This window comes from Geodermatophilus sp. FMUSA9-8 (assembly GCF_037034165.1).
GTDB lineage: Bacteria > Actinomycetota > Actinomycetes > Mycobacteriales > Geodermatophilaceae > Geodermatophilus > Geodermatophilus nigrescens.
This window is the reverse complement of record NZ_JBAGKE010000011.1, coordinates 188,283-201,401: the sequence shown is the minus strand read 5'-3', so window position 1 is coordinate 201,401 and position 13,119 is coordinate 188,283. Positions and strand designations below refer to the sequence as shown.

The 13,119-nt window shown below is 75.5% G+C and carries 12 protein-coding genes and 1 tRNA gene; 7 read left to right on the top strand and 6 right to left on the bottom strand.

Features of this window, described 5'->3' with window-relative positions; all coding sequences use genetic code 11:
- Window position 1: 1 nt before the first annotated feature.
- Both WA616_RS21205 and WA616_RS21200 read right to left on the bottom strand, forming a co-directional pair.
- Window positions 2-1,351: an SLC13 family permease gene (locus WA616_RS21205; protein ID WP_336032933.1), complete on the bottom strand. Its 1,350-nt coding sequence runs from the start codon at window positions 1,349-1,351 to the stop codon at window positions 2-4.
- A 46-nt stretch (window positions 1,352-1,397) separates the two neighbouring features.
- On the bottom strand, window positions 1,398-1,991 hold the full coding sequence (locus WA616_RS21200; RefSeq protein ID WP_336032931.1) for a 5-formyltetrahydrofolate cyclo-ligase: 594 nt from the start codon (window positions 1,989-1,991) through the stop codon (window positions 1,398-1,400).
- 81 nt (window positions 1,992-2,072) lie between these two features.
- On the opposite strand from WA616_RS21200, the gene galU reads away from it, so the two are divergent.
- The 6 genes from galU (at window position 2,073) to ppk2 (ending at window position 7,452) form a co-directional block, all read left to right on the top strand.
- The gene (gene galU / locus WA616_RS21195) at window positions 2,073-2,987 is read left to right on the top strand and encodes a UTP--glucose-1-phosphate uridylyltransferase GalU (protein ID WP_073418559.1); all 915 of its coding nucleotides are present in this window, start codon (window positions 2,073-2,075) and stop codon (window positions 2,985-2,987) included.
- 31 nt (window positions 2,988-3,018) lie between these two features.
- Entirely contained in the window at window positions 3,019-4,428 is a 1,410-nt protein-coding gene (gene glp / locus WA616_RS21190) for a molybdotransferase-like divisome protein Glp (RefSeq protein WP_336032927.1), read from the top strand.
- 1 nt (window position 4,429) lies between these two features.
- Window positions 4,430-5,056: a GNAT family N-acetyltransferase gene (locus WA616_RS21185; protein ID WP_073418560.1), complete on the top strand. Its 627-nt coding sequence runs from the start codon at window positions 4,430-4,432 to the stop codon at window positions 5,054-5,056.
- Window positions 5,057-5,213: 157 nt separating this feature from the next.
- On the top strand, window positions 5,214-5,933 hold the full coding sequence (gene sepX / locus WA616_RS21180; protein ID WP_336032925.1) for a divisome protein SepX/GlpR: 720 nt from the start codon (window positions 5,214-5,216) through the stop codon (window positions 5,931-5,933).
- A 71-nt stretch (window positions 5,934-6,004) separates the two neighbouring features.
- Window positions 6,005-6,078: transfer RNA gene (locus tag WA616_RS21175), tRNA-Ala, on the top strand.
- 135 nt (window positions 6,079-6,213) lie between these two features.
- Window positions 6,214-7,452, top strand: coding sequence for a polyphosphate kinase 2 (gene ppk2 / locus WA616_RS21170; protein WP_336032922.1), 1,239 nt, complete (start codon window positions 6,214-6,216; stop codon window positions 7,450-7,452).
- Here the strand turns inward: ppk2 and WA616_RS21165 are convergent.
- From WA616_RS21165 to WA616_RS21155, 3 genes are read right to left on the bottom strand one after another with little or no spacing between them, the layout of a single operon-like run.
- A complete protein-coding gene (locus WA616_RS21165) occupies window positions 7,415-8,206 on the bottom strand; it encodes an enoyl-CoA hydratase/isomerase family protein (RefSeq protein WP_336032919.1) in 792 nt (263 codons plus the stop codon). The genes ppk2 and WA616_RS21165 overlap by 38 nt on opposite strands.
- 42 nt (window positions 8,207-8,248) lie before the next feature.
- A complete protein-coding gene (locus tag WA616_RS21160) occupies window positions 8,249-9,535 on the bottom strand; it encodes an MFS transporter (protein ID WP_336032917.1) in 1,287 nt (428 codons plus the stop codon).
- Window positions 9,536-9,577: 42 nt separating this feature from the next.
- Window positions 9,578-11,104, bottom strand: a complete 1,527-nt coding sequence (locus WA616_RS21155) for a dolichyl-phosphate-mannose--protein mannosyltransferase (protein ID WP_336032914.1) — start codon at window positions 11,102-11,104, stop codon at window positions 9,578-9,580.
- 105 nt (window positions 11,105-11,209) lie between these two features.
- Between WA616_RS21155 and rsmI the strand changes: the two genes are divergently transcribed.
- On the top strand, window positions 11,210-12,046 hold the full coding sequence (gene rsmI, locus WA616_RS21150) for a 16S rRNA (cytidine(1402)-2'-O)-methyltransferase (RefSeq protein WP_336032911.1): 837 nt from the start codon (window positions 11,210-11,212) through the stop codon (window positions 12,044-12,046).
- 81 nt (window positions 12,047-12,127) lie between these two features.
- On the opposite strand, the gene WA616_RS21145 is transcribed toward rsmI, so the two are convergent.
- Window positions 12,128-12,961 (bottom strand): DUF559 domain-containing protein, encoded by an 834-nt coding sequence (locus WA616_RS21145; protein ID WP_336032908.1) that lies wholly within the window; start codon window positions 12,959-12,961, stop codon window positions 12,128-12,130.
- Window positions 12,962-13,119 lie beyond the last annotated feature (158 nt).

Below are 13,119 nucleotides of genomic sequence, written 5' to 3'. Positions count from 1 at the left end.
CTCACAGCCAGCCGGGGACGACGAACACCAGCCAGGCCAGCAGCGGGCCCGCGGCGACGACGATCCCGGCGTAGCCGAGCATCTGGCGGTAGAAGCGGTCCCTGTCCACGTTCTGCGCGTTGGCGAGCACGAGCGCGCCGTTGGTCGAGAACGGGCTGACGTCGACGATCGTCGACGACACGGACAGGGCCACCACCACGCCGACGGCGCCGATCTCCCCGGCCTGCAGGAACGGCACCGCCAGTGCGATGGCGACGCCGATGATCGCGGTCGACGACGCGAACGCCGACACCACCCCGCCGATGTAGCAGAGCAGCAGCGCGATGAGCAGGGGCGCGCCCAGGCCGATGACGGCCTCGCCGACGTAGTCGATCGTGCCCGCCTCCTGCAGCACGAACACGAAGCTCAGGACGCCGGCGATCAGCAGCACGGTCGACCAGCTGATCTGGCTGACCGCGCCCTTGTGGCGGGCGGCGGCGAACAGCGCCAGCACGGTCGCGACGGTGATCGACACGAACCCGATGTCCAGGTCGAACACCAGCGCCAGGACGGCGACGGCGACCAGCCCGACGAGGGTGAGCACCTGGTCGACGGTGATCCGCTGCGGTGCGGCGTCGTCGGCGGTGGTGTCCTCGTCGCGCAGGGAGTCGGGACCGACGGCCGGTCCGGGCGGGGCGCCGTGGCCGGTCACCGCGGGCTCCTCGGCGTGCCCGGCGTGCGCGGGGACCCCGGCCGACACCCGCCGACCGATGAGCGCACGGCCGCCGAACACCAGGAACAGCACGACGCCGATCGCGATGTTGAAGAACAGGCTGCCCAGGAAGACCGTGACCGGGCTGGAGGTGAGCCCCTCGTCCTCGACGATCTGGTTCACCGTCACGCCGTAGACGCTGATCGGGGAGAACCCGCCGCCCTGGGCGCCGTGGACGACCATCATCCCCATCAGCAGCGGGTTGATGCCGTAGCGGGCGGCGAACCCCAGCGCGATCGGCGCGATGATCGCCACCGCGGCGGGGGAGAGGGCGCCGATCGCGGTGAGCAGCGCGGTGACGGCGAACATCACCCACGGGATCGCCGCGACGTACCCGCCGACCAGCCGCACCGCCCCGCGCACCAGCAGGTCGACGGTGCCGTTGTTCTGCGCGATGGCGAACAGGTAGGTGACGCCGATGAGCGTGACCACCAGCTCGGCCGGGAAGCCGCCCAGGATGTCGTCGGTGGTGAGCCCGACCGACAGCGTCCCCACGAGGAAGGCGGCGACGAAGGCGAGGGCGCCCATGTTGATCGGCAGGAACGAGGCGATCGCGAAGATGGCGACCAGCGCCAGGATCGTGACGATCTCCGGTGACACGGGCGGGGCTCCTGTCGTCGACGCTGACGGGACGCCGCCCACCGTGTCACCTACCGGTCGGTAGTTCCTGCCAGCCGCCGGAGGGGGTGACCACGGCGGTCACCGGTCGGTCGTGGTCGAGCGCCGGCAGCGCGTCGACCAGCTCGTCGTCGAAGACCAGGGCCACCACGACGGCGCCCGGGCGCGCGTGCCGCAGGGCGCGGTCGTAGTAGCCGCCGCCGCGGCCGAGCCGGGTGCCCGCGCGGTCGACGGCCAGCGCCGGCACGACGACGACCTGCGCGGTGCCCAGCGCCGTCGGGCCCAGCCGCGGCCCCACCGGCTCGGACAGGCCGAAGCGGCCCGGCGCCAGCCGGCCGGTGTCGACCGCCCACCGCAGCTCGGCCCCGGAGTCGGGCACCACCGGCAGCAGCACCCGGGCGCCGAGCTGGGTGAAGGCGGCCGGCAGCCGGCCGGCGCCGGGCTCGGTGTCATCGGGGACGAACGCCGCCAGCACCCGCACCCGCGCCAGGCGGGCGAGCAGGGCGCTGGTGACCGCCGCCGCGGCGGACGCGCGCGCGGCGGGGGAGCGGTCCAGGCGGGCGGCCAGGAGCCGTTCGCGCAGCGCGGCCTTGGCCGCGTCTCCCTCCGGCGGCGGGGTCACCCGGTCAGGCTAGGGCCGCGCCTCCCCCGGAGGGGTCGGTACGGGATCGGCCGGTGCGCCCGCCTGGCTAGGCTGCCGCCCATGTCGACCCCGCAGCGCCCGGCGCGCAAGGCCGTCATCCCCGTCGCCGGGATGGGCACCCGGTTCCTCCCCGCCACCAAGGCGGTGCCGAAGGAGCTGCTGCCGGTCGTCGACCGCCCCGCGCTGCAGTACATCGTCGAGGAGGCCGCCCGCGCGGGTCTCGCCGAGGTGCTGATGGTGACCGGCCGCAACAAGGCCGCCATCGAGGACTTCTTCGACCGCACCCCCGAGCTCGAGGCGGCGCTGGAGAAGAAGGGCGACGCCGGCCGGCTGGCCGCCGTCCAGGAGTCCACCGACGTCGCGCAGGTGCACTTCGTCCGGCAGGGCGAGGCGCGGGGCCTCGGCCACGCGGTGCTGCAGGCGTCCGCGTTCGTCGGCGACGAGCCGTTCGCCGTCCTGCTCGGCGACGACCTCATCGACGCCCGCGACCACCTGCTCGAGCAGATGCTCGCCGTCCAGGCCGAGCACGGCGGCTCGGTGATCGCGCTGCTCGACGTGGGTGCCGAGAACATCGACAAGTACGGCGCGGTCGCCATCGAGGAGGACGTCCAGGAGGGCGTCGTCACGATCACCGGCCTGGTGGAGAAGCCCCCGGTCGACGAGGCGCCCTCCAGCCTGGCGATCATCGGCCGGTACGTGCTCTCGCCCGAGGTGTTCGCCGTGCTGCGCGAGACCGCGCCCGGCCGGGGCGGGGAGATCCAGCTGACCGACGCGCTGGCCACCCTCGTCGAGCGCGGGCACCCGCTGCACGGCGTGGTCTTCGACGGCCGCCGCTACGACACCGGCGACAAGCTCGACTACCTCAAGGCGGTCATCCGGCTGGCCTCCGAGCGCGAGGACCTCGGGCCCGCGCTGCGCTCCTGGCTGACCGAGTTCGTGGCCGACCTGCCCGCCGAGGGCGCGTCGCAGGCCTGAGGCGGCCCCCCGAGGGGGGACGATCGACGCGATGAGCGAGAACGGCGCGGGCCGGGCGCCCCGGGACACGACGATCCGGGAGACCACGGCGCTGGACCTCCGCAGCGGTGCCACGGTCGACCCCCCGACGTCCCCGCGGCTGCCGGTGCACGCCACCGCCGCGATCGACCGCGGCGCGGTGCCCCCGCCCCGCACCCTCGCCGAGCCCGAGCCGCCGGCGCCGCGCACCGTCGAGGCGCACCTCGACGAGATCCTCGCCGCGGTGCCCCAGCCCGAGCCGATCGAGCTCGCCGTCCTCGACGCGCAGGGCCTGCTCTGCGCCGAGGACGTGGTCAGCGCCCGCGCGCTGCCCGCGTTCGACCAGGCCGCCGTCGACGGCTACGCCGCCCGCGCCGAGGACGTCGCCGGCGCCACGCCCGACGCGCCGGTGGAACTGGCCGTCGTCGGCGAGACCGTGGCCGGCGCCGCCGTGCCGACCGCCCTGGCCCCCGGGCTCGCCCAGCGGGTGGCCACCGGCGCGATGCTGCCCACCGGCGCCGACGTCGTCGTCCCCGGTGTGTGGACCGACGGCGGGATGGTGCGGGTGCAGGTGCACGCCGGCGTCGAGCCGGGCAGCTGGGTGCGCCGCGCCGGCGACGACGTGTCGCCGGGCACCAGCGCGGTCACCGTGGGCACCCCGATCGGGCCGGCGCAGATCAGCCTGCTCGCCGCCGTCGGCCGCGACCGGGTGCAGGTGCGCCCGCGTCCCCGGGTGGCCGTGCTCTCGGCCGGCACCGAGCTGGTCGACATCACCACGCAGCCCGCGCCGGGGCAGGTGGTCGACGTCAACACCTACGCGCTGGCCGCCGCCGCCCGCGACGCCGGGGCCGCCGCCTACCGCTGGGGCATCCTGCCCACCGAGCGCCGCCGGCTCACCGAGGTGCTGGAGAGCCAGCTGCTGCGCAGCGACCTGGTGCTCATCGCCGGCACCTTCGCCGCCGACGGCGACATGGTGCAGGAGGTGCTCGCCGAGCTCGGCCCGATGCGCTTCCGTCAGGTGACGATGCACCCCGGCCCCCTGCAGGGCTTCGGCCGGCTGGGCCGCGACGACGTCCCGGTGATCTGCGTGCCCGGCGAGCCGGTCGCGGCGCTGGTGTCGTTCGAGGTCTTCGTGCGCCCGGCGATCCGCTCGATGCTCGGCAAGCGGCAGCTGTTCCGCCGCACCGTGCAGGCGATCTCCGCCGAGCGGCTGCTCTCCCCGCTGGGCTACCGGCAGTACCTGCACGGCCAGGTCATGCGCCACCCCGACGGCGGCTACGTGGTCGAGCCGCTCGGCGGCGGGGACGAGGCGCTGCTCGCCCGGATGGCGCGGGCCAACTGCCTGATCGTCGTCGACGAGGACGTCACCGAGGTCGCCGAGGGCGGTCTGGTGACCGTCATGCCGCTGCTCCTGGGCGGCTGAGCTGGAACCCACGCCCCACCCCGGCTGGCCGGCCCGCCTGGCGTACGGCCCGGTCGAGCTGTCGCCGCTCGGCCGCGGCGACGCCGTGGAGTGGAGCCGGCTGCGGCTGGCCAACGAGTCGTGGCTGCGGCCGTGGGAGCCCTCGGCGCCGGTGGCCTGGTCGGTGCGGCACACGCCCGCGGCCTACCGGGCGATGCGCCGGTCGGTGCTGCGCCGGGCGCGGGCGGGCACGTCCATGCCGTTCGCCGTCCGGGTGGAGGGCCGGCTGGCCGGGCAGGTGACCGTGGACAACATCGTCCGCGGGGCGCTGCGGTCGGGGTCGCTGGGCTACTGGGTCGACCGCGCCGTCGCCGGGCGGGGGCTCGCCTCGCTCGCCGTCGCGCTGGTGTGCGACCACGCCTTCGGCCCGGGCGGGCTGCACCGGCTGCAGGCCGACATCCGCCCCGAGAACCGGCCGAGCCAGGCGCTGGTCGAGCGGCTGGGCTTCGCGCGCGAGGGGCTGCTGCGCCGCTACCTCGACATCGACGGCGACTGGCGCGACCACCTGTCCTACGCCCTGCTGGCCGAGGACGCCCCGGCCGGTGTGCTGTCCACCTGGCTCGCGCGGGGCCCGGGTCTACACCACTGACGGTCGGTGAGCGGCCGACCGCATGTCGACACGCCGCCTCCTCCGTCCCACCCGTCACGCAACACTCCCGCGACACGCCCGCGCGCCTCCCTCGTCCTGGGGATCTGCCTGCATAACCTGCCGCGGCAAGTGACTCGTGTGACGGGTGGTGTTCTCGATGGGGTCAGGCGTGCTGCTCGCCGCGCTGGTCGTTCTCTGGTTCGTCGTGCTGGTGCCGATGGTGGTGACCCGCGGCGACGGGAGGGTGGCCCGTGCGGAGGTCACCCCGGGCCGGACGCTGCAGCGGCGGCGGCTCGGTGACCCGGTGCGCTCGGCGGAGACCGAGCGCGTCGCGGTCGACCGCGACCTGCTGCGCAGCACCGGCGAGCTGCGGGTCGACGTGCACGCCGTCCGGCGCCGCACGCTGGCCGGCCTGGTCGCGCTGACGCTGCTGGCCCTGGTCGGCGCGCTGGTCGTCAGCCCGTGGCTGTGGGTGGCCCAGGGGCTGCTCGATGTCGCGGTCGTCGGCTACCTGGCCGTGCTGCGCGCCGCGGTCCGCCGCGAGCAGGCCGCCGCCCGCCGCGCGGCCCGCACCGCCGCCCGGGGCGCCGCCCGTCCCGCGCCGCGTCCGGCCGCTCGCCCGGCGGCCCCGGTCGACGCCCGGGTCGACGCCCGAGTCGACGCCCGGGTCGACGAGGAGCCGGTGCACCACACCGTCGGCCTGCCGCACCCGAGCCTGCCGCTCGCGCCGGTGCACCCGCTGCGGCCCGCCCGCGTGGTCGCCGCCCGCACCCCGGCGCCGGCCGGCTGGCAGGACAGCGCCGTCGTCGGCCTCGACGACGACGACATCGGCTTCGCCGACATCGACTACTACGAGCCGCGCGTCGTCAACGGCTGAACCCCGACACCCCGGGCCGCCACCCCCGTCGGCGGCCCGGGGGAGACGGGCGGTAGTCTTGGCGCACGTCAGGGGCTGTGGCGCAGTCCGGTAGCGCACCTCGTTCGCATCGAGGGGGTCAGGGGTTCGAATCCCCTCAGCTCCACCCTGAGTCCGACGCCGTCGGGGCACCCGCCCCGGCGGCGTCGGTCGTTCCTGGCCCGGATCGCCATCGACGGGGCCGCGACTTCGTCACAGGTGCTCACACTCCGCAGGTGCGATCTCTCCTAGCGTGACCAGCATGGCGGCACACGGGGACCGGGTCGCCTCCCTCGGGGAGGTGCAGCCCGCGGAGCTGCACCTCGACGGCGCCTGGCGCGCCGCCGAGGTGCTGGGCTGGCGCTTCGACGACGACGGCCGATGCCGCGCGCGCGTGCGCGTCGACTGGGCCGGCACCCCGCGCGTGGTCTGGGCGCCGCTGGAGCTGCTGCGGCTGCCGGAGGCCGCGCCCCCGTCCGCCGTCCGGTCCGCCCCCGCCGACGTCGCCGCACCCGCCCCCGCCGACGTCGTCGTGCCGCTGCCGCGCGACGCCGTCCCGCCGCCCGCGCTCCCGGCCCCGCACCGGGCCGCGGCGGCGCTGCCCCGCCCGCGCCGCCAGCCCGACCCGGGCCGCTGGACCGGCGGCGTGCTCGCGGGCGGCCGGACGGGCGGGCACGGCCCGCGCCCGGAGACCTGGCGCGAGGACCACCCCTACCCGGAGCTGCTGCGCCGCCGGGAGTACGAGATCGAGAAGCGCCGGCTGCAGATCGAGCTGCTCAAGCTGCAGGGCTGGGTGAAGGACACCGGGCAGCGGCTGGTCATCGTCTTCGAGGGCCGCGACGCCGCGGGCAAGGGCGGCGCGATCAAGCGGTTCACCGAGCACCTCAACCCGCGCGGCGCCCGCACGGTCGCCCTGGACAAGCCCAGCGAGCGCGAGCAGAACCAGTGGTACTTCCAGCGGTACGTGCAGCACCTGCCGGCGGCCGGGGAGATCGTGCTGTTCGACCGGTCCTGGTACAACCGCGCCGGCGTCGAGCGGGTGATGGGCTACTGCACCGACGAGGAGTACGCGGCCTTCCTGCGGGAGGCGCCGGAGTTCGAGCGGATGCTCGTCGCCGACGGCGTGCACCTGGTCAAGCTGTGGTTCTCCGTGTCCCGAGGCGAGCAGCGCACCCGCTTCGCCATCCGCCAGCGCGACCCGGTGCGGCAGTGGAAGCTCTCGCCCACCGACCTCGCCGCCCTCGACCGCTGGGACGACTACACGGCGGCCAAGGAGGCGATGTTCGCGGCGACGTCGACCCCGCACGCGCCGTGGACGGTGGTGCGCGCCAACGACAAGAAGCGCGCCCGGCTCGAGGCCATGCGGCACGTGCTGTCGGTGCTCGACTACACCGGCCGCCGCGGCGACGTCGTCGGCACGCCGGACCCGCTCGTCGTGGTGCCGGCCGGGGCCGGCGAGGCGCTCAGGCCGACCGGAAGTCCGGTGGCCGCTTCGCGGTGAACGCGCGCACGCCCTCCCGGCCCTCCGGGTCGGCGGCGGACTCGGCGATCAGCCGCGCCTCGTCGTCGAGCTGCTCGGCGGCGGTGCGCGTCGCCGCCCGGCGCACCAGCCCGCGCGTGCGGACCATCGCCCGCACCGGGCCGGCGGCCAGCCGGCGGGCCAGCTCGACCGCCGCGCCGGGCAGTTCCTCGTCCTCCACCAGCCGCGCCACCAGCCCGTACCGGTGTGCCTCGACGGCGGTGAGGGTGCCGTCGGTGAGCATCAGGTCCAGCGCCAGCGGGGCGCCCAGGGTGCGGGCCAGCACCCAGGAGCTGCCGCCGTCGGGGGACAGGCCCAGCGCGCCGTAGGCCGGGCGGAAGCGGGTGGAGCGGGCGCTGACGACGACGTCGCAGGCCCCCACCAGCCCCACGCCGGCCCCGGCCACCGCGCCCTGGACGCCGGCGACCACCGGCACCGGGCTGTCCAGCAGCCGGCGGACGACGGCGTGCCAGTCCTCGGCGAGGCGGCCGATGAAGGCGGGCAGGTCGTCGGCGCCGGCGAAGGCGCGGACGTCGCCGCCGACGCAGAACCGCTCGCCGCGGCCGAGCAGCAGCACCGCGCGTGCGCCCGCCGGCCGGGCGTCGAGGGCGTCGGCGAGCGCGGCGGCCATGGCCGGGTCGATGGCGTTGCCGGCCTCGGGACGGTCCAGGGTCACCGTCCAGACGTCGCCGTCGACCTCGGTGGCCACCCGCGGGCGGTCGGTGGGGTTGGTCATCGTCGTCCTCCCCGGTGCCGGTGCCGCCCACCGTAGGGCTGCTCAGGCGCGGGCGTGCTGAGCGGCCACCTCGCCGTCGACCGCGGCCGGGGCGCCGCCGAACTCGTCGGCCACCTCACCGGCGACGTCGGCGGGGTCGGGCTGCCCGTGGCCGCCGGCGAGGCCGGCGTCAGCGGCGGTGAGCACGCGGTGGCCGGTGGCGAGCACCGCGACGCCCAGGGCGACGGCGCCCGCGCCGACGAGGAACGGGACGTGGATGTCCCAGGCGTCGACCATCTGCCCCGCGACGAACGGGGCGAGCCCGCCGCCGATGAAGCGCACGAAGCCGTACGCGGCCGAGGCGACCGGGCGCTCCACGGGCGCCACGAGCATGACCGCCTGGGTGGTCAGCGTGTTGTTGATCCCGACGACGGCGCCGGAGGCGACGACGCAGGCGATGAGCGCCCACCGGACGTCGGTGTACAGGCCGATGAGCAGGAGCAGGACGGCGAAGGTGCCGAGCGCGCCGTAGAGCGAGGGCGCGGTGCCGAAGCGGGCCTGCAGGCGGGGTGCGGCGACGACGGAGAACAGGGCGACCAGCAGGCCCCAGGCGAAGAAGACCCAGCCGAGGTCGACGGCGCCGAGCTCCATCGGATAGGGCGCGTAGCCCAGCATCGTGAAGAAGCCCCAGTTGTAGAGGAGCGCGGTGAGGCTGATGGTCAGCAGGCTGCGGTGCCGCAGCGCCCTGAGCGGCGCGGACAGGGAGGTCCGCTGCGGCGGCCTCGGGTTCTCGTCGAGCAGCACGACGGTGGCCAGCAGGGCGATCGCCATGAGGACGGCGACGCCGAAGAACGGCCCCCGCCAGCTCACGTCGCCGAGCAGCCCGCCGACGAGCGGGCCGGCCGCGATGCCGAGGCCCAGGGCGGCCTCGTAGAGCACGATCGCCCCGGCGAAGCCGCCGGTGGCCGAGGCGACGATGACCGCCAGCGAGGTGGCGATGAACAGGGCGTTGCCCAGGCCCCAGCCCGCGCGGAAGCCGACGATCCCGTCGATGGAGCCCGACAGCCCGGCGAGGGTGGCGAACACGACGATGACGGCGAGCCCGGTGACCAGCGTCCTCTTCGCGCCGATCCGGCTGGACACCCACCCGGTGCCGAGCATGGCCACGGCGGTGACGACGAGGTAGCTGGTGAACAGCAGGCTGACCTGGCTGGGCGAGGCGTCGAGCTGCTCGGAGAGGGCGGGCAGGATCGGGTCGACGAGGCCGATGCCCATGAAGCTGACGACGCAGGCGAAGGCGACGGCGTAGACGGCCTTCGGCTGCTTCCACGTGCCGGATGAGGAGCTCACGTCCTCTGGTTGTACTCCGCAACCAGTTGGCGGCTCAAGTCCTCAGAACCATGAGGGGAACCACATGCGGGCCACCCACTCCGCGTGCGAGAGCGGCAGCCCGGCGAGCACCGGGTGGAGGAAGACGAACGTGCCCGCGACGACGGCCACGTAGCCGCTGACGGCGGCCAGCCCCGCCGAGCGACGCCACGGCGGGGCACCCTGCCGGCCGAGCGCGTCCTGCAGCACCAGGACGACGGCGAGCACGAAGAACGGCAGCACCGGCGCCATGTAGAAGACGAACATCGTGCGCTCGGGGTTGAGGAACCAGGTGCCCCAGCCCGCGGCGACCATGACCGCGACGAGGATCGCCACGGGGTCGCGCCGGGCGACGACCCGCCACGCCGTCCACGCCAGCGCCGGCGCGAACGCCAGCCAGAGCGTCGGCGTCCCGACCATGAGGATGTAGCGGATCACCTGGTCGCCCGCGGCGTCGGTGAGGCCCTGCGGGTTCCACAGCAGGATGGGCCGGCCGTTGACCAGCCAGGTCCACGGGCCCGACTCCCACGGGTGCGGGGTGGACAGGCCGTTGTGGAACGTCCACCACTCGGCGTGCATGTGCCACCAGGAGCGCAGCGCGTCCGGGACCCACGGGAACGCCGTCTCCGGGTTGCGCTGCGCCCACCAGCGACCCTGCGCCGTCTCGCCGAGGAACCACCCGGTGAAGCTGGCCAGGTAGGTGAGCACCGGGACGGCGGCCAGCGCCCAGGTGGCGCCGGGCAGCGAGCGGCGCAGCGTCGTCGCCGTCGGGTTCGGGACGCCGGCCTCGCGCCACGCCGCCCGGTCCCAGAACAGCGACAGCACGGCGGCGAAGGCGAGGAAGTACAGCCCGCTCCACTTGACCGCGCAGGCGCAGCCGAAGAGCAGGCCGGCGGCGATCCGCCAGCCGCGCGGGCCGAGCCGGAAGCCGGTGGCCGGCACGGGCAGGTGCGCGCGCACGCGGGCCCGCACCCGCTCGCGGTCGACGACGAGGCAGGCGACCGCGGAGACGACGAAGACCTGCAGGAAGACGTCGAGCAGGCCGATCCGGGAGACCGTGAACGCGAACCCGTCGAGGGCCAGCAGCAGGCCCGCGACCAGGCCGAGCAGGGTGCTGCCGGTGAGCCGGCGGGCCAGCCGGACGAGGACGACGACCGTCACCGCCCCGGCCACCGCCGACGGGAAGCGCCAGCCCAGGCTCGTGTAGCCGAACAGCTGCTCGCCCGACGCGATGAGCCACTTCCCCAGCGGCGGGTGGACGATGAACGTGTAGCCGCGGTTGTACTCGTGACCCCACGTCAGCAGGTCCCACGCCTCGGGTGGGTAGTACGCCTCGTCGAACAGCAGCGTGCGCGGGTAGCTGATGCCGACCAGCCGGCTGACCAGCGTCAGCAGCCCGAGCAGCCCGGTGAGCAGCCAGGACAGCCGCGCGTCGCCGGGCAGCGGCGGGACGCGGTCGACCCGCGGGCGCGGGAGCGGCCAGCGCCGGCGGGCGGGCGGCGGGCCGGCGGGAGGCTCGGCGGCGGTGCGCTCGGGAGCCAGGACCGCCATGGGCCTCAGGGTAGTGAAAGGACCTGCCTGCCCCCCGGCACTCGCAGGCTCGCGCCGGGCCCCTGCAGGCAGGCCGCGACGGGCCGGCGTGACAGGCTCGACGCCGTGACCGGACGGCTCGTGCTCGGTGGGGCGCCCCTCGGCCAGCCCGGCGACGTCGGCCCGCGGCTGCGCCAGGCGATGGTGACGGCCGACGTCCTGGCGGTCGAGGACACCCGGCGCCTGCACCGGCTGGCCACCGACCTCGAGGTGACGCTGACCGGGCGGGTGGTGACCTTCCACGAGTCGGTGGAGCGCCAGCGGCTGCCGGGGCTCCTGGCCGCGCTGGCCGACGGCGCCACCGTCCTGCTGCTCACCGACGCCGGCATGCCCTCGGTCTCCGACCCCGGCTACACGCTGGTGCGCGCGGCGATCGAGGCGGGCGTCGCGGTGACCTCGGTGCCCGGCCCGTCGGCGGTGACGACGGCGCTCGCGGTGTCGGGGCTGCCGGTCGACCGGTTCTGCTTCGAGGGGTTCCTGCCGCGCAAGCCGGGGGAGCGGCGGTCGCGGCTGACCTCGCTCGCCGACGAGCGCCGCACGATGGTGTTCTTCGAGTCGCCGCACCGGCTGGCCGACGCGCTGGCCGATGCCGCCGCCGCGTTCGGCCCGTCGCGGGAGGCGGCGGTGTGCCGCGAGCTGACCAAGACGCACGAGGAGGTCCGCCGCGGGCCGCTGTTCGCGCTCGTCGAGTGGGCCGCCGACGGCGTGCGCGGGGAGATCACGCTCGTGGTGGCGGGCGCGGTGCCGGAGCCGGTGTCCCTGTCGCCGGCCGAGCTCGCGGCGCTGGTGGCGGGGGAGGAGGCCGCGGGGGCCACCCGCAAGGACGCGATCCGCGCCGTCGTCGCCCGCACCGGCCTCCCGCGCCGCACCGTCTACGACGCCGTCGTCGCCGCCAAGGACTAGCTGGACCAGGCATAGGAAGCCATCCGCACGTATCGGTCGCCCAGACGTGCGGATTGCTTCCTATGCCTCACCGGTGCCACGTCAGCCCACGCGGAGCTGCGCCTGACGGATCCGGTAGACCTCCAGGACCCGCCGACGCACGAGCTCGGGGTTCCGCCTGACGTCGGCGTAGGTGAATCGCAGCACCAGCCAGCCGGCTGCGGCGAGTGCTGCGTCGCGAGCCAGGTCGCGTTGCCGGTCCTCCGGCGAGGTGTGGTGACGGGCGCCGTCGAGTTCCACCGCCAGCTTGACCTCCGGCCAGGCTCGGTCGAGCCGGATGCCGCCGTGCGGCAGGGCCAAGCGGTACTGACCGATCCCCGGCGGGAGTGAGCGGTGCCGGAACACCCCGAGGACGCCGAGTGCCTCCAGCTCGCTCTCGCAGCCGTCGTGCGCGAGATCGATGGCCTGGGCCAGGGTGCGGTGACCGCCGACGTTGGGGCGCTCACCCAGTGCCTCGAGCAGTGCGGACGGCGTCACGAGTCGTCGGCGTGCGGCGTCGAGCAGCAGGGGACGGCGATCGTCGACCGCCAGCAGTGGCCACGAGTCGACCAGCGAGCGGGCGAGGTGCGTCACCGGCAGGCCGTGGCGGAGGACGCACTGAGGAGGTTCGACGCGGAAGCGCAGGCGTCGGTGGATCACCAGGTCGGCCGCGCCCGCGCGCCGGCTCGCCTGGTCGACGGTCAGGTGCACCGGACGCCGCAGAGTGACGAGCCCCCAGACCGCCAGCGCCGACGTGTGGCTGATGGCGGCACCCTGGCCCGCGTGCCGAAGGGCCGCGCGGAGCAACAGACGGTCGTCCACGCTCTGGCCGGCGAGGCAGTAGACGTGCGGGAAGAGGCGGGTCAGCGTCCGCCGGCCGAGGAAGCCGTCGAGCACGGTCGCCGGGACCCGTCTGAGCAGCTCCTGCCGGCTGGCGATGCCGCCGTTCGCCGCGATGACCTCGGTGATGTGCTCGCGCCACTGCATGTGGCGACCGTGGGACCTCGACCGGTGCCGCCGGACGGCAGCGGCTCAGCTGTGGAGCGACAGCGCCG